We start from the raw sequence: 20,392 nt of genomic DNA, 5'->3' as shown, positions 1-20,392 counted from the left end.
TTCGCAACGACAGCCCGGTTTTCGAGAGATTCGGCGAGATCTACTTCTCTACGGTCTATCCGGGGGTCGTCAAGGCGTGGCACCTGCACCAGGAGATGCAGCTCAACTACGCGGTTCCAGTGGGCATGGTGAAGCTGGTCTGCTATGACGACCGTCCCGATTCGCCGACCAAGGGAAACGTCGTCGAGCTGCACATAGGCGAGCTCAACTACTGCCTCGTCACGATCCCGCCGCTCGTGTGGAACGGCTTCAAGGGAGAGGGAACAGCCACCGCGCTGGTCGCGAACTGCTCGACCACCCCCCACTATCCCGAGGAGATCCGGCGACTGGATCCCCTGGATGCGTCCATCCCCTACACCTGGGATCTACGCCATGGCTGAAAGCCAAGTTCCCGTGGTAATCCTCTGCGGCGGGCGCGGAACCCGACTGAGCAGCTACGACTCGACAATCCCTAAGCCGTTGGCACCGATCGGAGATCGTCCGATCCTGTGGCACATAATGAAGGTGTACTCGACCTTCGGCTACGCAGACTTCGTCCTGGCACTGGGCTGGTTGGGTGAAGAGATTCGCCGGTACTTCCTTCACTACGACGCGATGACTCGCGACTTCACGCTACAGCTGGGTGACCCCGGCAAAGTCAGCTTCCACGACTCCCTCGCAACAGGCAACTGGCGGGTTACCTGCAAGGACACCGGGAGAGACACTCTCACCGGCAGTCGGGTGAGGAGAGCAATGGACCGGGTCAGTTGTGACACCTTCATGGTGACCTACGGCGACTCCATCGGAGACATCGACATATCAGCGTTGCTCCAATGTCATCGCCGCGCGGGTCGCCTCGCCACGATCACCGCAGTGCAGCCACCCAGCCGGTTCGGGGAACTCACAATCGGGGACGACGGCAAGGTGACGAGCTTCGTGGAGAAGCCGCAGACCAGTACCGGAGCCATCAACGGCGGGTTCATGGTGTTCCAACGAGAAGCCCTCGACCGGTATTTCCCGGCAGAAGGCAACTACATGCTCGAACGGGAGCCGCTGGGCGCCCTGGCTGCCGACGGTCAACTCACCGCCTACCCACACGACGGCTTCTGGCAGCCGATGGACACGCCTCGTGAGCGCCTCTTGCTGGAGGGCCTCTGGACATCTGGCCGGGCACCGTGGTGCGTCTGGTACGACTCACGGCCCTAGAGGGAGAGCCCTGCCGCTGGTGAACGGCGCTATCGACGATCAGCGCGGTTGATGTTCTCTATCGCGCCCGCGGCACCGGATCTCGTCCTCGAAACGCCGCTCATACGCATCCGCCATAAGATCAACGTCGTATCTCTCGACCGTGTGCCTTCCTCGCTCTACAAGTTGCGCGCGCAGGACTGGATCGTGGGCCAGCCTGCGGACGGCCTCAGCAAGACTCGCAGGGTCGCCTGCTCGGAACAGCACGGCGTTCACACCGTCGACTGTGATATCGGCGGAGCCACCGACGCCGGTTGCGACCACCGGTACTCCGCATTCCATGGCCTCCAGCGGAACCAAACCGAATGGCTCCGGCCACTCGCTCGGGAACACGACGCAATCGAGAGCTCTGTATGCCTCTCCGAGTTCCGAACTGTCGAGGAACCCGAAGGACACTCTCGCCCCGACCCCCAGGCTGTCGGCGAGGGCCCGCAGGCGCTCTCGCTCACCTTCACCACCCCTGCCGTACATGACCAGAGACGACCGCTCCGGCAGCAGGGCGAACCCCCTGATCAGGGTCTCGGTCCCCTTCCGCGGATCGAAGCGCCCGAAGTACCCGAGCCTCCAATCCCAGGGCCGATCCGGTGCTGCGTCGCCGTCGGTCGTATCTGTCTTCAGGTTCGACCTGTCGATCCCGGAGGCGATGATCCCGTGCTGCTGGAACCTCCAAGGCGAACCCGCCTGGACCTCCTGCCAGGTGAACGAAGACACGAATGACGCGTGTCCTAGTGAGCCAAGGTCTGGAAGCAAACACGGCGTCGAGATGACCCTCTCGCACACGTGACCCACGACCCGGCGGAGCGCGGAACCGTTGAAGAGCCGGCTCCAATGATCCAGCTGAAGTGCATATGTAGGCCAGGAATCGCATATGGCATAGACCACCGGAAGGTCACGGCGCCCGATGGTCGCCAGAAGGCTGAGAGACATCACAGCCATGTGCCAGACCGAGATGACGTCGGGTTCGAACCTGTCCAGCACCCGACGGAGGCTGGCCTGGTTCGCTCGCTCGATTCGCAAGCGCTCGTGTACAGGGGGCTTCCAGGGGACTTCGTCGCGCCAGTACAGCCGGATGTACCTGTGTACCGGGATCGACGTGGCGGAATCGAGCGTGTCCTCGCGCACGCCTGGAAGCCGCTCATCGGAGCACAGAACCTCGACGTCGTGCCCGCGTGAAGCCATGCGGGTCATGACGTCGGCGCAATTGATCTCATATCCGCCGCGGTGGTGAGGGGGAAACCAGTTCGCGATGGCCAGAATCCTCATGAACGGAGCCCGGCGGCGAGGGGTGCGCCTGCAAATCGACGGTGAATGAAGATGACAGTACTCTTGGCCGTTCTCTCTGATCGCAGGGGACTGCCGACGGCATGAAATTGGCCATCACACATCCGTACTCCTGGCCCGACGTGAGGAGAGGCGCCGAGCGCATAGTGGTGGAGACTGCGCGCGCACTTGCCGCCAGGGGTCATGCGGTGACGATCCTGACATCCGGTTGGCAACCGGTCCATGAGCGCCAGGACGGAATCGAGACAATCAAGCTTCGCCGACGCTTCAAGGACTCGTATCGGCACGAGTTGAGCTTTGCGCTTCGAATTCTTCCGAAGCTCATAACTGGGCATTACGAAGCCGTTCATTCGATGATGCCTCTGGATGCCCTGGCTGCCGCTGTGACTCGTCGACTCGGGGGACACACGGTCCTGTACGACGAGATGGGAATCCCGGACCGTGGTTGGTGGGCAAATCAGCCAGAGGGATGGGCGCGGCGGATCATCGTCCGCAAGGTCGACGTGTACGCGTGTATGTCCCAGTTTGCCTTGGACGCTCTCCGCAGAGACTGGAACCGGGGCGGAGCGCTCGTCCCCGGCGGAGTACGAGTCGAAAGCTTTGCCCCGGCGAAGAGCCGCGAGCGGGTTCCGACAATCCTCTTCTCCGGCCTGCTCGACGACCCCCGAAAGGGGGTGGAGGATCTCCTCAGCGCCGCCGTTATCCTGGCGAGAAGCAGACCGGACCTGAAGGTGTGGCTCAGCGGGCCAGGGGACCCCCGTGCGATTCTCTCCCGGGTTCCCGAGGCGGCCGGCATCGCGGAGCACCTGCCCGTCGGGGATCCGAGCAGTCAGGCCGAGCGCTACGGACGGGCATGGGTGACCTGCCTCCCATCGGTATCCGAGTCGTTTGGCTTGGTTCTCATCGAATCGCTCGCCTGCGGTACGCCGATCGTCGTGGTCGACGACGCCGCTCCCCCGTCGCTGGTGACCCCGGAGACCGGTTGTGTCGCTAAACCGCATGATCCGCAGTCCCTGGCACGATCGCTCGATGACGCCTTGGAGCTTGCCCAGCAGATCGATACAGCGCGGTTATGCCGCGGTCGCGCAGAGGAGTTCGACTGGGACTCCTCGATAGCACCACTGCTGGAGCGACTCTATGTTTCTGGGCGTGATCCAATAGCGGTCTAGTGGCGCGCAAGCGCCGAACACGATTCAACTGACCAGTTCCCGGTAGAGCTGTTCGAACAGTTCGGCGCAGCGCGGCCACGAACGCTCCCGCCGGACCTCCTCAGTCGCAGATTGAGCCAGGGCTGCCAGCTGCTTCGGATCTTGGAGGAGTTCCCGACCAACCCGGGCAAGCCCTCCGACGTCGCCGCCAGGCACGAGTCGACCGCGCCACGCGATCGTGTCTCTGAGACCCTCCACGTCGTAGCCGATGACGGCGGCCCCACATGCCATGGCCTCGAGCGCAACCAGACCGAGCCCCTCGAACGCCGACGGCATGAGCACGAGCTGGGCGCGGAAATACTCTCGGACGACATCGTCGTCGGAGAGGTTCCCGAGGTATTCCACCCGTCCCGATGTCGCCGCCGCTGCCTCCTGAACCCGGCGACTGAGCGACCCGGTCCCGACGACGACTCCTCGCGCTCCGCGAATCTGTTGGCAGATGATGTCCATGGCAGCGAGAGCGTCCAAGGGGCCTTTCGCCGGCTCGAGACGCCCGACGAAGAGAATCCTGCCCTCCTCCCGCTCGGTTTCGGCGCCGGTTGGGCGCTCCGGCATGTGGATGCCCGGAGGTATGACGACCACCTTCGACGAGGGGACGCCCATGGCCACGACGGCATCGGCCGTCGAAGGAGAGATGGCAGCAACAGTATCGGCGATGTCGTAGCTGCGGCGCTCGAGTCGGTCGAAGAGTCGCCGCACCTGCCTCCACCCTGGCGACTGCCGGTGAGTGTGATACGCGACGTAAACCGTGGGGACCGGCAGCCGGCGGAGCAGCTGGATCCCACCGGGTCCACCGGAGAGTTGGACCACATCTGGCTTGGCGTCCAGAAGGGACCGCACCGAGATATTGAGCGCTATGGACATGTCGAGATGCCGACGCCCTGTGATACGAGGGTAGGACACGGCGAACGGACCGCGGCCCGAACGCGAGGTCACCCGGATCCCGCGGTCCGTCAAGGCCCGCCGAAGCTCTCGTACATACACGCCTTGCCCCCCTACGGGCGGATCATCATCCCATGAGACAAGCTCGACGTGGAGGGGACCGGTGTCTGACATCATCAACTCATCAGTGAGGACGGAGAGCGGACCTACTCGGAGCCGATCGCTCTGACGAGCGCTCGATCGACCAACCCCGGATCCCGTCGTACCTTTCCGATTTGCCGAGCCGACTGTTCGACCAACAAGAGCGTCGATGCTCGTGGGGAATCCGTAGCGAGGGAGCGAAGGACATTCAGTCGTTTGCGGATCCCCGTTCCCATCTCCATCTGTTGGTGAGCGCGCAGAAAGGCCAAGGAAGCCTTGGACAGGGATGGCGCATGGCGCCCCTCGAACGCTTTCAGGCCTTGAAGCCTCGAGCTAGGGTCGGTGAGCTGCCCATCGGCATGCAGCGTTTGACGCCCGAGTACTTCCTTCACTACTCCTATCGAAGTGCGCCGGGCGCACCGAACCCACATGTCCCAGTCTTCCGCGCTCAGGAACGATTCATCGAGCCATAGCTCGCCGTCCACGGCCTCTCTGCGTGCGATGCCGCAGACGAAGCTGCCGGGAAGGTTGAACCACCACAGATGGTGTCGTCGAAACGAAGCGGGCCCCCGGTGGATCAGGATCTCCGCACGCCGTTCGTCCATAACCTCGAAGTCGGCCGTGACGATTCCCGTTCGAGGATGGGCGGCGAGATAACTCACCTGACGCTCCAGCTTCTGCGGCTTCCATTGGTCGTCGTCGTCAATGAAGGCAATGACATCCCCGGCGGCCCGCTTGAAGGCTGCGTTACGGGCAGCGGAAGCCCCCATTTGCTTTTCGAACCGCAGGAGCTGGACTCTACGATCGCCGCGACCGACCTGATCGACGACCTCTTCCGCAGGTGTGGAGGACGCGTCGTCGACGACGAGAAGCTCCAGGCGCTTGTACGTCTGCGCCAGGACCGACGAAAGGGCTCGGGGCAAGCGTCCAGGACGATTCCTGGTCGGAAGCACCACCGAAACGAGTGGCCCGTTCGCAGGCATCGATCAGCTCCGCTCCGGCCCTTGGCCGGCCCGGCGGCGGCCCGCTTGGCTGACGGTCATTCCGACAAAACCCACGGCGGTACCAGCCAGTCGTATCAAGGCTCTCAGCGCTATTCGCTCCCATCCGCGGACGGTACTGCGAAGTAGCTCGATGACCCCAGAGTCGATGGTGGCCCTCTTGGCCACGGCCCGAGACCGCTCCCGGTCGAGCTTCCGCAGGAGGGCCAACCTGGCGCCCTGGCCAAGCCCGTACCTCCACTCCAGACCGAACAGGTCTCTGGGAGTGCGCCATTGAACGTGATATCCGGAGACGGTCGGTTCGTAGCGCCCCCCGAACCCCGCCGCGATGAGCCTGTCGATGAGTTCGAGGTCCTCACCCGCTTGCCATCGCGCCCCGGGACCGAGCGATTCGTCGTAACCTCCGACTGCTTCGAGAGCGTCCCGCCGAGCCGCAAAGTTGGCACCGTGCCCGACGTCGTCTACCGAGTTGCGATCTATCGCGGCGGCATTCTCGTCGTCGAAGACGGCCACGGGGCGCTCCGCGGGATGCGGAAGTCGTAGCCGGCCAGTCAGGAACGACAACTGAGGTCTGTCAGTCGCTGCATCACGGAGAGCTTTGGCCCACTGTGGATCGACACGCACGTCGTCATCGATGAACGCGACCCAGGTCCCGCTTGCTGCGCGCCATCCGGTGTTGCGCGCCAGCGAGGTTCCCGGGGACGCGCAACGGATCACCCGGGCGCCTCGAACACTTGCGACTGCCTCAGTGGAAGCTGACTTTGAAGCCGAGTCCACCACGATCAACTCATCGTCCGGGGCCATGGCGTTGCACAGTGAGTGCAGACACTCGTCGAGAAACTGAGGCCGATCCCTGGTCGCCACTACCACGCTCAGGATCACGGCAGCCTTCGGTTCACAGCGAGAACGCGTCGCGGATCGCATCGATGCGCGCCTGGGCCGAAGCCGTCGGCGAATGATTCGCAATAACCGCCTCTCGGCCGGACTTCCCCAGCATGGCGCGCTGCTCGGGGTTCAACAGCAGTTCCGACAGTGCCTGGACGAAGTTGTGGGGACTCGCGACCACAGAACCGCTCCCGGGAGGGGCGAAGACGCCTTCGAGTCCGGGCGGCGTGGAAACCACCGGCAGGCCGTAGGAAAGAGCCTCCAGGACCTTCATCTTCGGTCCGCTCGAGCTCGGGCATGGAAAGGCGACCACAGCGGCCCGGCTCAGAACCTCGGTGCTGTTCGAGACGGCTCCGATGAGCTCGATTCCCTTCTCCGCCCCGATGCCCGTGTCACCGAGATTGCGCCCGGCGAGAAGCAGCTGTGCCCCGGTGACTCTCCTCCTGACGTCAGCCCAGTTCTTCAGTAGGAAGTGGAGGCTCCGCCGGTTGGGGGGCCAAGACCAATCGGCGATGAGCGCAGCGACAGGCTCCTCAACCGGCGTGATCGATTCGCTCGGAGTCGGATAGGCGATTGGCACGATGCGGGGACTGGTGCCGAGGTGCCGGCCGACTCGTTGAGAGTATGCGAGCGAAAGCCCAGCCCGGCGGCTGGCGATCCACTCCGCGCGGGCAACCTGGACATCAGTGGGCCGGAGGTGCCGGACTGCCCACGCGTCGAGCAGCGAGCGAAGGTGGAACGTCACCACGGAACGTTCGAAGGGCAACACGGCGGCGAAGGAGGGGTAGTGGTCCGCTACGGCGACCGCGCCTGGTGCAGGTTCCCATCCCGACCGCGCCAGTTCGTCCCTGGGCCGCCAGAGGTGATGGACCCGAGCTCGCCAATCCGTATCTGTACTAAAGGGCTCGTAGCGACACCAGGATGGGATCGTTCCCTCCGGTGAGGAGCGAGACACGTACCATACCCACGCATCGACCTCGTGGCCGAGTGTGCGCGCTCCCTCGCACCACGCCCAGAGATCACGCCCCGCGGCTGTTCCGTCGGGATGAGGAAGCTCGCAAGCGACCACAGATATCCTCATCGCGCAGAACCTATGACGTCCGAACAACATCCAGCGACGAAGACCCGAATGTCCGTCACGGTCGTCATCGCCACTCGGGACCGTCCGCAACTCGTCCGGGGAGCATTGGAAGCCGCGAAGGCAGCCCTCCGCCCGGGTGATTCGCTGATCATGGTCGATTCGGCTTCGGCGGATCCGATAACCATTGCCGGCGTCGCTAGGGAAGCAGGCGCGAATCTCATTCGATGTGCAGAGCCGGGAACAAGCCGAGCCCGCAACGCGGGCTGGCGCGCCGCCTCGACCGAGCTGGTTGCCTTCACTGATGACGATTGCCTGCCCGACTCGAGATGGCTCGAGGCGGCTGTCGAAGCCTTCACAAGGGAACCCTCCGCCGGATTCGTCACCGGACGAGTCGATTCCGAGTCCACACACACCCCTCGGGCATGGCTTCACCTGAGCCTGACGTCTCGGACGGATCCGGCCAAGTTCGGCCACGACGACGACCCGACCGAAATTGGCCACGGAGCAAACATGGTGTGGCGAAGAAGCGCTCTCGAGGAGATCGGCGGGTTCGACGAGACACTAGGACCCGGCGCTCCCTTGCGAGCGGCCGAGGACGTCGACGCATTCTGGCGATCCCTCATGGGCGGGGGGGTGGGCGTGTTTGATCCAGACTCGATCGTCGCCCATCGGCAATGGAGAGGTCGAGTAGATCAGTTGCGCGCGTACCTGGGATACGGAGTGGGCTCCGGGGCGCTCGCTGTCAAACGCTGGCGCCTCGAACTCGGCGGCGATCGCCGACCGTCGTGGGGCAAGATCGCCGGCAGAGCAAGCCGCGAGCTCATATGGCGGCACGGCGTTCAGGGCGTCGTCCGCAACGTCGCAGAGCGGTACGCGATGGGTTCCTTGTCGGAGCTCGCAATGCTGGCGGGGGCGGCGCAGGGCGTGGTGAGGGCTCGCCGGATGGGACTTGCTGATGGTCATTTCCTCACTTCGAGTTGATCATCGGCCGCCTACGGAGAGTCCGCGGCCACAACAGCATCAGGAAGGCTCCGACAACTCCGCCCCAGAGTGGCGCGGTCTTGGCCCAGGCAGGCTTTCCTGTCTCGATCGCGCCCATAGGCCACTTCTCAAAAGGCATTTGCCGGGATATGGGCGTGAAGGCGAGAGACGCCTCTCGCCTCACTGACTGCGGCGTCGGGCCTCGTACCTGGACCACAGCGAGTCCCGGAAAGTTGAGCGGAAATACCTCGTTGTACTGCAGACACCGCACCTTCGTCCCCTTCGTCACAGTGTCCGCGTTGGTCACTACGGGGCAGAGTGTGTTCACCATCTCGGTTCCTTGCCCGGCGTAATAGGCGCTGTTGCTGGCCAGAACCCATTGTGCGTCCGTCATGACCGCGAACGAGACCGAGGACGAGACCGGAGCCAGCGCCAAGATGGTGGAACCGATGAACGAACCCACCGCAGGTATCAGGAGTCGGGGGGGCGACCAATGCAGCACAATCCGCCGCCCCGCAGCCTCTGCGGCAGCTACTCCTAATGCGCCCAGCATTATCAGCGTCCAGGTTGACTGAGCGGTGTCGGGGAAGTCGTAAGTGGCAGCAGCTACAGCGGCCGCGAGGGTGCCCGCGAAACATGCTGCCCCGATCAGCCTTTCGAAGCTGCCGCGGCGGGCTTTCACGGCGTGCGCGGCCGTCACTCCGATCGTCACCATCACGGACAGCCAGGCCAGGATGCCGATCACGCCGAGGGTTGCGTAGATGACCGCATACCCGTTGTCCACTCCGTTGACGACGAACTCGGAGCTGATGCCCGAGAGCCCGAGCCCCGTGAAGGGGTGGTGGACGACGAGATCAAACAAGGGCCCAAGTCTCTGCAGGCGAACAGAGGCCGGGTCCACCTTTCCGGCGGCGAAGAGAGAGCTAATCAGCGTCGGGTCGGCAATCGCGGTGATCGCACCAGTGAGGATCGCCAGCGCGCCCCAGACAAGCATCCCTCGGTTGGCTCCGATGGCGACGAGGACGAGCAGCACGGCTACCGAGGCAACAAGGGCGCTCCGTGATCCAGAGAAGACGAATGTCAGCACAGCAAGGAGAGGAATTGCGTTGGCCAGCCAGTACCACCAACGCCGGCCCTGAGACCAGCGGAAGACGGATGCGACGAGAAGCGGGAAGAGCATGGCCAAGACCCAGCCGTATTCGAGCGCGAATTGGGCCGCTGCCTGGGAACGCACGTGGCCGCCTCGGGTCTGAAGCGGCGCTGCCCCCGGTGCCAGGTAGCTGGCCGGAACGTGCTCGAAGAAGAAGGCAGACCATCCGCGACGAGTGAAGTACTCCCACAACCCGATGCCCACAACGACGCACAGAACGACAGCGACGATCGTCACGGCCCGCCGGAGCGAGATGGTCCTGACGACAGCTAGGACTACGACGAACAGGACCAAGAGGTTGAAGTCGTTGAACCAGTAATGGAGGTTGCCGTTCAGCGAGTTCCCCGAAGGCGTGAAGATCACGCCATCGAAGAACAGCACCAGCACGAGTGCGAGCAAAGCCGCATGGACCACGGTCGGTGTATAGGCAGCAGAGGAAGGCTCTCCCGGACCGCGACGAGCCATGAGCCGAAAGCAGAAGGCGTAGAGGACGACCGTGTGAACCAGGAGAATGTGTGGGGCGTGGGGGACGATCAGGTTGGGGGGAACCAGCAGCCAGACGGCTGTCAACACTCCGAAGGCACCGGCGAGAGGAAGCCCGATGACGAGGGCGATCGCAACAACGGTGAGGAAGATGTCTCCGGTGACACCCATGTCTTCTCAGTGAGTGCGCAGGAACCGGACCACCTGAGTCGCCACAAATCCCAAGGCGAACCCGAGCACGGCCAGCCCGATGGCGAGGCTGGCTGCTTTCGCCTTCGAGGGCCCGTGCGCGGTCGCAGACGGGGCAGGGTCGATCACTGAGAATGTGAATCGGTCAGCCGCCGGGATCCGGTAGGTGTTGTCCTCTTGGTTGATGTACGCCGTGACCTCGTCGGCCGCTGCTTGGGCCAGTTTTTGGGCATCCTTTGGCGTGGGCCATGTCGCCGTGACGTCCATCAGCAGCGAGTTGGCGGGGACACTGGTCGAAAGTGCTCCCATGACGCCTCCCACAGGGAGTCCCAGTTGTGTCGCCACCGGACCGGCTAGGGCGTTTGTCCTCACGAGTGCGGAGTACTTGTACCGGAGAACGTCCAGACTGCCGAACTCACTGGGCTGCCCAGACGTCGCCAACTTGTAGGGATCGTTGATGAGCATGACGGCCGTACTCGAATAGGAGGTCCGTCCCGACAAGGCGGACAAGCCGCCGATGAGCGCAAGAGCGAACCCGAGAAAGAGGCCGACTAGCACAGCGCGAAGAGCGTCCTGGCCCATGGAGGACCAGGCTTCGCGTGCTCTCGATGGCTGAGCCGGCGTTGGGATGCCGCGAGCATCGTTGGCTCCTGCGGGCACCCGAGCGTCAGTCCAACTCGGATCGGCGTGGTCGTGCCGGGTAGTTACGTCGCCTCCTCGGGTCCGTCGGGGCCGACCGGTATCAGCCCCTCCAAGATGATTCTGCGTACCCAGGGCATCTACCTGCCCCGGCGAAGGTCGTGACGCAATCGGGGAAAGATTAGATGCGGTAGGTCTCGAGCGTGGCGCGCGCCATCGCATCCCAGGAGTACAGAGCGCTCTGCTCAGTCCCCGCTTTCGAGAGGGTCGCTCGCCGAGCTTCGTCGCCGAGTAGCCCCTCGAGGCTGGCCACCAGATCCGAGCGGTCGAGGGGCTCGAAGTACTGTGCCGCCTCGCCGTAGATCTCAGGCAGGCAAGTGGCCCTAGCGGCGACGACCGGTGTCCCGTGGGCCATCGCCTCCAGACCGGTAAGGCCGAAGCCCTCGGAGAACGAAGGCAGGACGAAGATCGTCGCATGGAGGTAGAGCCAGGAAAGTTGTCGATCACTGACTCGGCCGACGAACTTGACGTGCTTGCCCACAGGGTCGCCGTGCACCGTCGAGCGGAGACGCTGAGAGCACTCGTCAGGAGGGCCGGCGATTACGAGACACAATTCAGGATGATCCCCCAGTAGGTCGCGCGTTGCCGCGATAAGAGTGCCGAGATTCTTATGCGGGTATGCGTTGCCGACGTATAGGAGAAACAGCAGTTCCTCAGAGATGCCCGGCACGGGTTCCGGATCCGTCACGGGAGGATCGACGGCGGACCGGATGACGACCGTGCGGGCAGGATCCGCCTCGAACCGTCCCCCCACATCATCAGCGGTGAACTGCGACGGTGTGATCACCCGGTGGGCGCGCCGGACGGCATCGGACATGGCCAGCCCGGCCACCGTCCTCTTGGCCCGGCGTATGGGCTCCCTCCACGGCGAAACATCACAGTGGATGGGGAATCTGAGCATCGTGGTGTCGTGGATGGTGACGACGAACCTGTCCCGATAGGCCACAGGAACGTTGAAATGCGGGAAGTGCACAAGATCGGGGCGGAGGTCGCGCAGTTGTCTCGGCAGGAGAACCTGTCCCTCCCACCGGTACGGCCGAGCATCAGAGATCCGGGGACTGAAGTTGGGGCCGGGCGAAGTCCAGTGGGTTGCGTCCTCGTGCCCGAGCAGCACGATGTACTCGCTCTCGCGATCCAGCGGTGCGAGGTGCTCGAGGAGGCGCCGGGTGTAGCGACCTATTCCCGTCCAACCGAAACCCCGGGCGTCTACAACCAGCCGCATGGCGTGAGACTACACATAAGGGCTCTTGACGACTCTTGCCCACGCGTGCAGAGTCGGTGGGACGCGGATCGGCAGGAGTCTGCGTGGCCTGCAACTATGAGTTAGCCCCATGAAAGGTTGACGGGTCCCCGAGTTGACAAGTTCCAAGCAGGCACCAGAGATCTCGGTGTGCGTCGCGACTCGCAATCGTGCCCACCTACTGCCACGCTTGGTTTCAGCTCTCGAGCGTCAACTGGTTGATCCAAGCCGGTTCGAGGTCATCATCGCCAACGACGCCTCCACGGACCGGACCAGCGAGGTGCTCGAAGAGTTGACCGAACGATCGCCTCTACGGATTCGGGTCCTGAACAGTCCGTCTCGCGGCGGGCCTGCCTCTGGGCGAAATTTGGCCTGGCAAGCCTCCAATGCCGACCTCATTGCCTTCACAGACGACGACTGCGTTCCTACACCGGATTGGCTCGGCGTCCACCTGTCAGCGCTAGCGGACGTTGACATATCCCAGGGACAGGTGCTGTCCGACCCGGATCAGAACGCCGCAGCGGGCCCGATGGCTCGACGGATTGCGGTGGTGGACGAGAACGGCCTCTACGAGACGTGCAACATCTGCTACCGGAAAGCATGGCTCGAACGGTTGGGGGGGTTCGACACGAGCTTCCGGCGCGCGGGAGAGGACGCCGACTTGGCCTGGAGAGCCAAGCTTGCCGGAGCCACCACCGCATTCTCGCCCGAAGCTATGGTACACCACGACGTCGACCCGTTCTCGTGGAGGCGCGAGTTACGCCACACCTGGCGTTGGGAGGGCGTCGTGTTGTTGGCCGACCGCCATCCGCACTTGCGCGCCCGCTTCGCCCCTGGGCGCCGCACTTGGCGTGGCTACCACCGGCCGGCGCTTCTTGCGGCTGGGGGCCTCACCCTCGTTGGCTGGGGAATCGCGGGCCGCAGCGCTCGGTCTTTCCTGCTGGGGGCAGCCGCAACGGCTCCATACACCTGGTACCGCTTGCACGCCGAGCCGGTCGACGGATCGAGGCGCACCCGGCTCCGGCTATTCTTCCCGATGCTCACGATCGACACATCGGAGGCGGCCGTGATCACCGTCACGCAGGCCCGTTTGCGGTTGCGCTCTCTCCTCCGACGTACTAGTCAAGGAACCGGCTTGGACTGACGATATGGCTGTAGGTGAGGATTGCTGGGGAGACTCGTTGAGGCCTATTCGTAGCCTATTGGACCGCGCCTCGCGCGGAGCTCGACTCGTGACCTGCGGGGTCGTTCTTGCTGGCGGAGCCTCGCTGGCTTGGCTTTCGAGCGCTCCCGCCGAGGCCAGTTCTGCCTCCGCGTCATCGCCGACACCAACGAACCTCCTTCAGGGCGATGACGCGACCTTTTCCAAGTCGATCGGCACTTGGAGCAACTACAGCAACTCCCGTCTCCAATGGGCGCCTGCCGCTGGAGAGGGGAGCACCGGTGGGCTGGCCGTCACGGCAACGGGCCCGAATATGGCCGTGATCTCGGGCACGAGCGGTAACGGCGGGCTAACGCATGCGAGTCCCGGCTCGGTCTACTCCGGCGCTGTGTCAGCCGACACTCCTTTGAATTCCCAGGAAATCCAGCCGGTTCTGATCTTCTATACCGCAAGCGGCACGGCAATCACGACCGTCTTCGGGCCTGGAACCAGGGTCACGACGAACAGCTGGGCCGTGTCCCTCCCCGTGGTTGCCGTCGCTCCGGCGAATACAGCCTTCGTCGGGCTAGGTCTAATCGTCTATAACGCCTTGGCGGGCAGCATCGTGGTGTTGGACAACGCGTGGATCGAGCAGGTTGACGTGACCACGGCGCCGTCAGTCGTGGGACCCCTGTCGACATCAGGAAACAGGATCCTCCAGGCGAACGGAACACCTTTGGTACCCCGGGGCGTCGTGCTGAATGGCCTGGAGACCAGCCCGACGGCCTCCACCGTCACCGAGCAAGCCGTCATCCAAGCCAAGGCTTGGGGAGCGAACATCGTCCGGGTTCCGCTCGGAGAGCAGTTCTGGTTGTCTTCCAACTGCGACTATTCACCCGGCTATCAAGCGGAGGTGAGCCAGGTCGTCAACTGGATCACGTCTTTGGGCATGGTCGCTCTCCTCGATTTACACACCAATACCGTCCTAGGGTGCGAAGCTGGGGGTCCGCACAACATGGCCGACGAGGCCCAGTCGCCCACCTTCTGGAGCCAGGTTGCAGCGCAGTATGCGTCGAACCCCCTCGTGGCTTTCGACCTCTACAACGAGCCCCACGACATATCAGGCCAGGTGTGGTTAGACGGGGGTACGACCATAGACACCTACGCTCCGTTCGCTGTCTACCAAACGGCCGGCATGCAGCAGCTCTACAACGCAGTGAGAGCCGCCGGAGCACAGAACCTGGTGTTCATCAGCGGGCTCAACTGGGCCAATGACCCGCCAAGCCAGCTCGTCAGCGGCAGCGACATCGTCTACGCCGTGCACGCCTACACCTGCCCGGACGCGGCTCCACCGGCCTGCGGCTCCCCAACTCCCTACGATCCCTCGTCGCTGCTCAAGCCTTGGGTGTCGTTCTCTGCCAACCAGCCCGTTGAAATCACGGAGTTCGGGTGGCCCAGCCAATACGACGGTACCTACGCGGCGAACTTGATCAGCGAAGCCCGGACTCAGGGCTGGGGGTGGATCGCATTTGCCTGGGAGGACACCCCGTACCCTGCTGCCTGGGACATCACCGAGCGGTGGTCGCCCAACACTCCTGCGGAGCCCGCGCCATCGGGGATACCAGTCCTCTGCGAACTCGTGCGCGTTTCCACGGGTACTTCTCCGTGTATGGCGCCTCCAATCTCACCGTCTCCGAATGCGAACACGCAGACAGTGTCACCGCAGGCTCCGGCCGTGCGGTCGAATCCCCCAGACGCACCCACTGCGACCGCGAGTGTTCTCCAGCCGAAGATCGCCGCCTCCCGCAGAACCCGCGTCCGTGCTCTCGGTAACAACTCAGTGCCAGGTCCTCGCGACGCGTGCATTTCGGCCTGTGAGGGCAATGGATCCCCAGTGGTTGCTGCCTACTCCCAACAGACAAGCGCCGAGAAGTCAGGACACTCGGGATCGGGTGCGATCTCGCCCGCAATGCAAGTGACCCTCGTCTTGGCAGCGCTAGGCATCTTCATGGTGGCCCCACTAGTCCCGCGCTTGCGAAGGGCGGCTGGGCAAAGAGCGTGACCCCGCGACGACGCCGGAAGGTTACGGCGTCGCCTCCAGGTCGCGCAGGGCGTCCAAAGGCCTGTCGAACCGGACGACAGTACGCTGCCACGTCATGGACGCGCAGGGGACCCAGATCGTCGAGGACAGAGCCGATAGGCGTCCCCTGTCGATCGTCGTTCCGACCCGCGACCGCCCGGAGATGCTCGCTCGCTGTCTCAAGAGTGTCGCGGCGTCGATGGGACCAATGGACGAACTGATCGTGGTGGACTCGGCGTCGCGCGATCCCGCGCCCGTTGAGCGGACAGCGACCGCCCTGGGGGCCAGGTTCCTTCGGTCGGAACTGCCTGGAGCAACGAGGGCCCGCAACATCGGTTGGCGTGCCGCTGCAAACGACCTCATAGGATTCATCGACGACGACGTCTGGGTCGATCCGGGATGGGCGAATGCAATCGTCGAACGCTTGACTTCGGCGAGCGACGTCGAATTCCTGACAGGTCGAATTGAGGCTCCGGAAGGCCAGACGTCCTACTACGTCGCGATCAAGGATGACCCAGACCCGGCGGTGTTCGATCGCACGACCAAAGGCTTGACCGGGCACTCGGCGAGCATGGCCGCCCGGCGATCGGCACTCGAGACCGTCGGCGGCTTCGACGTGTGGATGGGACCCGGCGCCCGTTTCCGCGGAGCAGACGACGGCGACCTGTTCGATCGCCTCTTCTTGCAGGGCTACCTATGCGCCTACGAGCCGAGCGCCCTAGCGTGGCACGATCAGTGGAGGGAGAAGGCGGGGCTCGTACGGCTCAACTTCCATTCCGGCGTTGGTGCCGGGGGCCGGCTCGCCAAGCTGCTCCGAACGGACACGCGCCGCCTCATCGTCGTGACACGCGAGTACTGGCAGTGGTGTGCCAAAGACGCGTGGAACGGCCTCCAGCATCGGAACAAGATCGTGTTGGCAAGCGCTGCCGTGCGGTCGGCTGGGATCGTGGCCGGGTTCGCGACTGGGTTGACGATGCGCATCGAGAAGGGCCACTACCAGGGTCGACGCTCTCAGAGCGAACCTGGCTGCGGCAAGGACCCGTCGCCTTCTCGATCCGCTCGGCCTGCTCAGCCTGGCGGCTACCCAAAACACGCAAAGAGAGCAGGAAACGGCAGCCGTCCAGCGAACTAAGTAACCGAAGGAGTGCCTGCGAAGGGGACGCCACCTGGTGCTGGGGATCGACGACCTGGAGTTCAACCGAGACCGCTCCCTCGTCGAACGGGTTCAGCTCGGGGACGAGGACGCGTTCGCGGAGCTCTATCGCCGCCACCACGATCGTCTTTACCGATACTGCCTCTATCGCCTGGGGGAGGCACACGAGGCGCAGGACGTCGTCCAAGAAGCGTTCACCAGGGCGTGGGTCAGCGCCGGCCGTCTGCAGGGTGACCTCCGCTTCTACCCCTGGCTTCGCACCATCGCCGGGAACTTGTGCACGGACGTGGGCCGTCGCAGAGCGCGAGTGCAGCCGGCCCCGGCCGTAGATACAGGATCAACCGAGGGCGGCCAGGAACAGATCATCGACAGGGTCGACCTAACGCTGCTCGAGCAGGCCATGTCCCGACTCCCCGAGCGCCACCGGCAGATCCTCGAGATGCGCGAGGCGGAGGGCCTCACCTACGAGCAGCTCGCCGATCAGACCGGAACGACGGTCGGTTCCGTCGAGTCCCTCCTTTGGAGAGCCCGCCAGGGCCTTCGGCGACAGTTCGCTGTGGTCAGCGGCGAGGGCCTGCTTGCCGGGCTGCCGGTGGTCGGGTGGCTCATCAGAAGGTCCCATGCCGCTCACGCCAGGGTGACGGCACAACTGGTCGACTGGCGCCCAGAGGCCGTATCGGCGCTGGGGACCGCCATCGGTGGACTCGCAGTCGGCTCGGTCGTGGCTGTCGCTTTGGTCGCCGGAGGGACAGCGGGATCGGGCGGGGGCCACGGGCCTGTGGCAGTGGGCGCCGGGCCCGCCGCGAGCGCCCCCGCAACCACCTCGGCGCTCCTCCAGTTCGCCGCCCAGCCGGCAGCCCCGCCGGCTGCGAGCGGAAACCCGTCCGCCGCGCAGACCCACCGGGTGTCGACCCCTCCCTCCAGCACGCGAGCTACGCCGGGGCGGACAGAGTTCACGAACCCGGTCGTGACCAACCGGGCCCAGGCGCAGAGCGAGGCGGCCCACGACCCGATGGCGGTGTCGGTCGCTGGACTGACCCTCGGCCTCGATCCCCAGGCCACTACCACCTACGTCATCGGCCTCGTGCAGTCGCATGCGGTCATCCCATAGGAGCATGAACTTGCGCAGGACCTTGGTCATCTTCGCCGTTGCCGCCATTTGCCTGTCGGCCGTCGTCGGGCTGCTCGCGACTTCTGCTGGCACCTCCCACCGGTCGAAGGTCGGGTACCCCAACTTCGTCTGTGTCGCCGCTTGGAACGTCGTCGGCCTCTGCATCGGCCCTCCGACCAAGCAAGTCTGACCCGGCTCGCCAGCGGAGCCGCCAGACCGGATCACCGATGGCCAAGCCGGCTCCTGACCGTCGACATCGCGAAGCGCGCGAGGATCGCCGTGTCCTCGACGAGGTATCGGTGCCACAACCTGCCCGGCTCGAGCGCCAAACGCCACAGCCATTCGAGACCTGCTCGCTGAAAGAAGCGAGGCGCCCTCCGGCGAGTTCCTGCAACGAAGTCGAGGGCCGAACCCACACCGATCGCTACGCCGTCGCCAAGCAACTCCCGATGGGCGTCGATCCATCCGTCCTGCCGACCGGCTCCGAGTCCCACGAGCACCAGCGACCGCCGGAGGGCGCCGACCTGCATGGCTACCTCCCGGCTGGAGGCGGGATCCGCGACCTCCTCGGGTGTGAGGGGCCAAGCGCCCCCCACCGGTGTCGACCACTGCGCCGCCGCCTGTGTGGCGGCTCGCTCCGCCACACCGGGTTCGCCTCCCAAAAACGCGACCTGCCATCCGCTGGCCGAAGCTCTCTGCAACAAGCGCACCACGAGGTCCGTGCCGTTGACACGCCCGGGCAGGTGCTGACCGCTCCAGCGGGCCATCCAGAGCAGCGGCACTCCGTCTGACACGACGAGGTCGGCCCGGCCCACCACTCGCGCAAGTTCGGGGTCCCGCCGGACTTTCGCCATGTAGTCGAGGTTCGCGGTGACCACCTGGGCAAGCCCGTTACTCGCCATCAGCTGATCGACGGCGAGAACGACCTCCTCGAGCGTCATGGCGTCGAACCTGACCCCCATCAGCTCGACGTGGGGTCCGGCAATCGCGTTGCTCAAGGTGGCGCACCCCCGTCCCGACGGCCACCTGGCGAGGGTGCCGCTGAAGAGCCACAGGTCCGGAGCGCCAACGTTACGAGAATTCTTCTCCCCCGGCCGTAGGTCACGGACCGCAGCGACGTTAATAGCCCGAACATCCTAGTTAGGGCGAGGTCCAGATGGCACCACACGGGGAGGAAATGGACCCTTTCGCCGGCATGTTCCAGGAGGAAATCCGGCCTTTGGGGCGAATGACTAGTACCACGGCACACCTGCACAAGGTTGGGGGGGCCAGCAATACGACCGCCGGAGGGAGTCAGTTGATTCGGGAGCAGGTCAACTCACCGCAGGATGCTCGGACCGCGGCGTCAGGGGTGCGGCTGGAGAGGAACATTTCCGAGCTGGAGAAGGACGCTGGTGCGGAGGCACCGGAGCTCCACCGCGCAACGTCCGAGATGCAGTTCCTCGTCGACCTGGGTGAGGACTGGCCGGGCTGGTCGTGGGCACGGCGAGCGGTGAAGCGAACGTTGGACGTCGCGCTGTCGCTGCTCGCATTGATTGCGTTGCTCCCGATCCTTACCATCATCGCTCTCGCGATACGGCTGGAATCGCCGGGACCCGTCTTCTACCGCCAGCGTCGCTGCGGCCGACACGGTCGAAGCTTCGAGATGCTGAAGTTCCGCTCGATGGTCCCAGAGGCGGACCAGATGCTGGTCGATCTCCGTGACCGCAACGAGTCCGACGGCCTTCTGTTCAAGATCAAGCAAGACCCGCGGATCACGAAGGTAGGAGCAATCATCAGGCGGTACTCCGTTGACGAGCTTCCGCAGCTTGTCAACGTGTTGAAGGGGGAGATGTCGCTGGTCGGACCCCGCCCCCTTCCTCTGGAGAGCGATTCGTTCGGCCCGATCGACGGTCAGCGCCACGCGGTACGGCCCGGACTCACATGCCATTGGCAGGTTTGCGGCCGCTCGGAACTCTCGTACGGCCAGATGGTCGAGATGGATCTCGGGTACATCCGAGACTCGTCCGTGTGGACCGACCTGCGTCTCATCGTGGTGACCGTCCCGGCGGTGCTCGCAGGCGGCGGCGCCTACTGAGTGCCCAGGGCCTTCGGCCCCGAGCCTTGCCCACCCTGGCCGGGCCGTCCGGGTCCGGGGAGAATGGGTCGGTGCGGGTGGAGATCCTCGTTCGGCCAGGCGCCTCGAAGGGCGCAGTGGGTGAGAGCCATGACGGAGCGCTCGTCGTACGCGTCGCCGAGCCGGCCGAGCGCGAACGCGGGACCCGTGCAGCGCTGCGCGCGCTGGCCATGTCGCTCGGCGTGCCGCCCTCGAGCGTTACCTTGGCCCGCGGGCCCACCAGCCGGAGGAAGGTCGTCGAGATCGCCACCACAGCCGAGCAAGAGCCGGTGGTCGAAAGCCGACTACGGAGGCTGCTTCACGGCGAGGGGTGATCGTCCCCGGGGATCGGGCGCGCGACAGGTAA

The 20,392-nt window shown here is 64.7% G+C and carries 20 protein-coding genes; 11 read left to right on the top strand and 9 right to left on the bottom strand.

What is annotated here, in order from left to right; all coding sequences use genetic code 11:
* A partial coding sequence (locus VNF71_03575; protein ID HVA73624.1) for a dTDP-4-dehydrorhamnose 3,5-epimerase family protein occupies positions 1-380 on the top strand: 380 nt, incomplete at its 5' end.
* Entirely contained in the window at positions 373-1,185 is an 813-nt protein-coding gene (locus tag VNF71_03570; GenBank protein HVA73623.1) for a glucose-1-phosphate cytidylyltransferase, read from the top strand. The genes VNF71_03575 and VNF71_03570, both read left to right, overlap by 8 nt.
* 39 nt (positions 1,186-1,224) lie before the next feature.
* On the opposite strand, the gene VNF71_03565 is transcribed toward VNF71_03570, so the two are convergent.
* Positions 1,225-2,487 carry a glycosyltransferase family 4 protein gene (locus VNF71_03565; GenBank protein ID HVA73622.1) on the bottom strand — a complete coding sequence of 421 codons (1,263 nt, stop codon included), beginning with the start codon at positions 2,485-2,487 and terminating at the stop codon, positions 1,225-1,227.
* 101 nt (positions 2,488-2,588) lie between these two features.
* Here VNF71_03565 and VNF71_03560 point away from each other — a divergent pair, with 101 nt between their 5' ends.
* Positions 2,589-3,674, top strand: coding sequence for a glycosyltransferase family 4 protein (locus VNF71_03560; protein ID HVA73621.1), 1,086 nt, complete (start codon positions 2,589-2,591; stop codon positions 3,672-3,674).
* Positions 3,675-3,698: 24 nt separating this feature from the next.
* Here VNF71_03560 and VNF71_03555 read toward each other — a convergent pair whose 3' ends face one another.
* Genes VNF71_03555 through VNF71_03540 form a run of 4 tightly spaced genes read right to left on the bottom strand, consistent with a single transcriptional unit; the run spans position 3,699 to position 7,391 of the window.
* Positions 3,699-4,769 carry a glycosyltransferase family 4 protein gene (locus VNF71_03555; GenBank protein HVA73620.1) on the bottom strand — a complete coding sequence of 357 codons (1,071 nt, stop codon included), beginning with the start codon at positions 4,767-4,769 and terminating at the stop codon, positions 3,699-3,701.
* A gap of 32 nt (positions 4,770-4,801) precedes the next feature.
* A complete protein-coding gene (locus VNF71_03550; protein HVA73619.1) occupies positions 4,802-5,719 on the bottom strand; it encodes a glycosyltransferase family 2 protein in 918 nt (305 codons plus the stop codon).
* A 3-nt stretch (positions 5,720-5,722) separates the two neighbouring features.
* Positions 5,723-6,661 (bottom strand): glycosyltransferase family A protein, encoded by a 939-nt coding sequence (locus tag VNF71_03545; protein HVA73618.1) that lies wholly within the window; start codon positions 6,659-6,661, stop codon positions 5,723-5,725.
* Positions 6,633-7,391 (bottom strand): glycosyltransferase family 4 protein, encoded by a 759-nt coding sequence (locus tag VNF71_03540; GenBank protein HVA73617.1) that lies wholly within the window; start codon positions 7,389-7,391, stop codon positions 6,633-6,635. Before VNF71_03540 ends, VNF71_03545 begins: the two co-directional genes overlap by 29 nt.
* A 360-nt stretch (positions 7,392-7,751) precedes the next feature.
* On the opposite strand from VNF71_03540, the gene VNF71_03535 reads away from it, so the two are divergent.
* Positions 7,752-8,684 carry a glycosyltransferase gene (locus tag VNF71_03535; GenBank protein HVA73616.1) on the top strand — a complete coding sequence of 311 codons (933 nt, stop codon included), beginning with the start codon at positions 7,752-7,754 and terminating at the stop codon, positions 8,682-8,684.
* On the opposite strand, the gene VNF71_03530 is transcribed toward VNF71_03535, so the two are convergent.
* The 3 genes from VNF71_03530 to VNF71_03520 all read right to left on the bottom strand — a co-directional run bounded on the left by VNF71_03530 (position 8,671) and on the right by VNF71_03520 (position 12,427).
* A complete protein-coding gene (locus tag VNF71_03530) occupies positions 8,671-10,488 on the bottom strand; it encodes an O-antigen ligase family protein (GenBank protein ID HVA73615.1) in 1,818 nt (605 codons plus the stop codon). The two genes, VNF71_03535 and VNF71_03530, sit on opposite strands and share 14 nt — an antisense overlap.
* Positions 10,489-10,494: 6 nt before the next feature.
* Positions 10,495-11,088 (bottom strand): hypothetical protein, encoded by a 594-nt coding sequence (locus VNF71_03525; protein ID HVA73614.1) that lies wholly within the window; start codon positions 11,086-11,088, stop codon positions 10,495-10,497.
* A gap of 238 nt (positions 11,089-11,326) precedes the next feature.
* Entirely contained in the window at positions 11,327-12,427 is a 1,101-nt protein-coding gene (locus VNF71_03520; GenBank protein HVA73613.1) for a glycosyltransferase family 1 protein, read from the bottom strand.
* A gap of 166 nt (positions 12,428-12,593) precedes the next feature.
* On the opposite strand from VNF71_03520, the gene VNF71_03515 reads away from it, so the two are divergent.
* From VNF71_03515 to VNF71_03495, 5 genes are all read left to right on the top strand, one after another.
* Entirely contained in the window at positions 12,594-13,589 is a 996-nt protein-coding gene (locus tag VNF71_03515; protein ID HVA73612.1) for a glycosyltransferase family A protein, read from the top strand.
* Between the two features lie 406 nt (positions 13,590-13,995).
* Positions 13,996-15,648 (top strand): glycoside hydrolase family 5 protein, encoded by a 1,653-nt coding sequence (locus tag VNF71_03510; GenBank protein HVA73611.1) that lies wholly within the window; start codon positions 13,996-13,998, stop codon positions 15,646-15,648.
* A gap of 94 nt (positions 15,649-15,742) precedes the next feature.
* Positions 15,743-16,798 carry a glycosyltransferase gene (locus tag VNF71_03505; GenBank protein ID HVA73610.1) on the top strand — a complete coding sequence of 352 codons (1,056 nt, stop codon included), beginning with the start codon at positions 15,743-15,745 and terminating at the stop codon, positions 16,796-16,798.
* 37 nt (positions 16,799-16,835) lie between these two features.
* Positions 16,836-17,930 (top strand): sigma-70 family RNA polymerase sigma factor, encoded by a 1,095-nt coding sequence (locus VNF71_03500; protein HVA73609.1) that lies wholly within the window; start codon positions 16,836-16,838, stop codon positions 17,928-17,930.
* A 4-nt stretch (positions 17,931-17,934) separates the two neighbouring features.
* Positions 17,935-18,120 (top strand): hypothetical protein, encoded by a 186-nt coding sequence (locus VNF71_03495; protein ID HVA73608.1) that lies wholly within the window; start codon positions 17,935-17,937, stop codon positions 18,118-18,120.
* Positions 18,121-18,151: 31 nt separating this feature from the next.
* Here VNF71_03495 and VNF71_03490 read toward each other — a convergent pair whose 3' ends face one another.
* Positions 18,152-18,928 carry a WecB/TagA/CpsF family glycosyltransferase gene (locus VNF71_03490; protein HVA73607.1) on the bottom strand — a complete coding sequence of 259 codons (777 nt, stop codon included), beginning with the start codon at positions 18,926-18,928 and terminating at the stop codon, positions 18,152-18,154.
* A gap of 299 nt (positions 18,929-19,227) precedes the next feature.
* Here VNF71_03490 and VNF71_03485 point away from each other — a divergent pair, with 299 nt between their 5' ends.
* Both VNF71_03485 and VNF71_03480 read left to right on the top strand, forming a co-directional pair.
* Positions 19,228-20,007 carry a sugar transferase gene (locus VNF71_03485; GenBank protein ID HVA73606.1) on the top strand — a complete coding sequence of 260 codons (780 nt, stop codon included), beginning with the start codon at positions 19,228-19,230 and terminating at the stop codon, positions 20,005-20,007.
* Positions 20,008-20,084: 77 nt separating this feature from the next.
* Positions 20,085-20,360 carry a DUF167 domain-containing protein gene (locus VNF71_03480; GenBank protein ID HVA73605.1) on the top strand — a complete coding sequence of 92 codons (276 nt, stop codon included), beginning with the start codon at positions 20,085-20,087 and terminating at the stop codon, positions 20,358-20,360.
* Positions 20,361-20,392 lie beyond the last annotated feature (32 nt).

It is taken from the genome of Acidimicrobiales bacterium (genome assembly GCA_035533095.1).
In the GTDB taxonomy this organism is placed as follows: domain Bacteria; phylum Actinomycetota; class Acidimicrobiia; order Acidimicrobiales; family Palsa-688; genus DATLUM01.
The sequence above is the reverse complement of the archived record's forward strand: the minus strand, read 5'-3'. Positions and strand labels throughout refer to the sequence as shown.

What these genes read in the sequence shown, in the direction of transcription:
- VNF71_03560 (HVA73621.1), top strand. Translation starts at nt 2,589, where the DNA reads ATGAAATTGGCCATCACACATCCGTACTCCTGGCCCGACGTGAGGAGA.
- VNF71_03520 (HVA73613.1), bottom strand. Translation starts at nt 12,427, where the DNA reads ATGCGGCTGGTTGTAGACGCCCGGGGTTTCGGTTGGACGGGAATAGGT.
- VNF71_03565 (HVA73622.1), bottom strand. Translation starts at nt 2,487, where the DNA reads ATGAGGATTCTGGCCATCGCGAACTGGTTTCCCCCTCACCACCGCGGC.
- VNF71_03525 (HVA73614.1), bottom strand. Translation starts at nt 11,088, where the DNA reads ATGGGCCAGGACGCTCTTCGCGCTGTGCTAGTCGGCCTCTTTCTCGGG.
- VNF71_03550 (HVA73619.1), bottom strand. Translation starts at nt 5,719, where the DNA reads ATGCCTGCGAACGGGCCACTCGTTTCGGTGGTGCTTCCGACCAGGAAT.
- VNF71_03545 (HVA73618.1), bottom strand. Translation starts at nt 6,661, where the DNA reads ATGCGATCCGCGACGCGTTCTCGCTGTGAACCGAAGGCTGCCGTGATC.
- VNF71_03535 (HVA73616.1), top strand. Translation starts at nt 7,752, where the DNA reads ATGTCCGTCACGGTCGTCATCGCCACTCGGGACCGTCCGCAACTCGTC.
- VNF71_03555 (HVA73620.1), bottom strand. Translation starts at nt 4,769, where the DNA reads ATGTCAGACACCGGTCCCCTCCACGTCGAGCTTGTCTCATGGGATGAT.
- VNF71_03530 (HVA73615.1), bottom strand. Translation starts at nt 10,488, where the DNA reads ATGGGTGTCACCGGAGACATCTTCCTCACCGTTGTTGCGATCGCCCTC.
- VNF71_03505 (HVA73610.1), top strand. Translation starts at nt 15,743, where the DNA reads ATGGACGCGCAGGGGACCCAGATCGTCGAGGACAGAGCCGATAGGCGT.
- VNF71_03495 (HVA73608.1), top strand. Translation starts at nt 17,935, where the DNA reads ATGAACTTGCGCAGGACCTTGGTCATCTTCGCCGTTGCCGCCATTTGC.
- VNF71_03570 (HVA73623.1), top strand. Translation starts at nt 373, where the DNA reads ATGGCTGAAAGCCAAGTTCCCGTGGTAATCCTCTGCGGCGGGCGCGGA.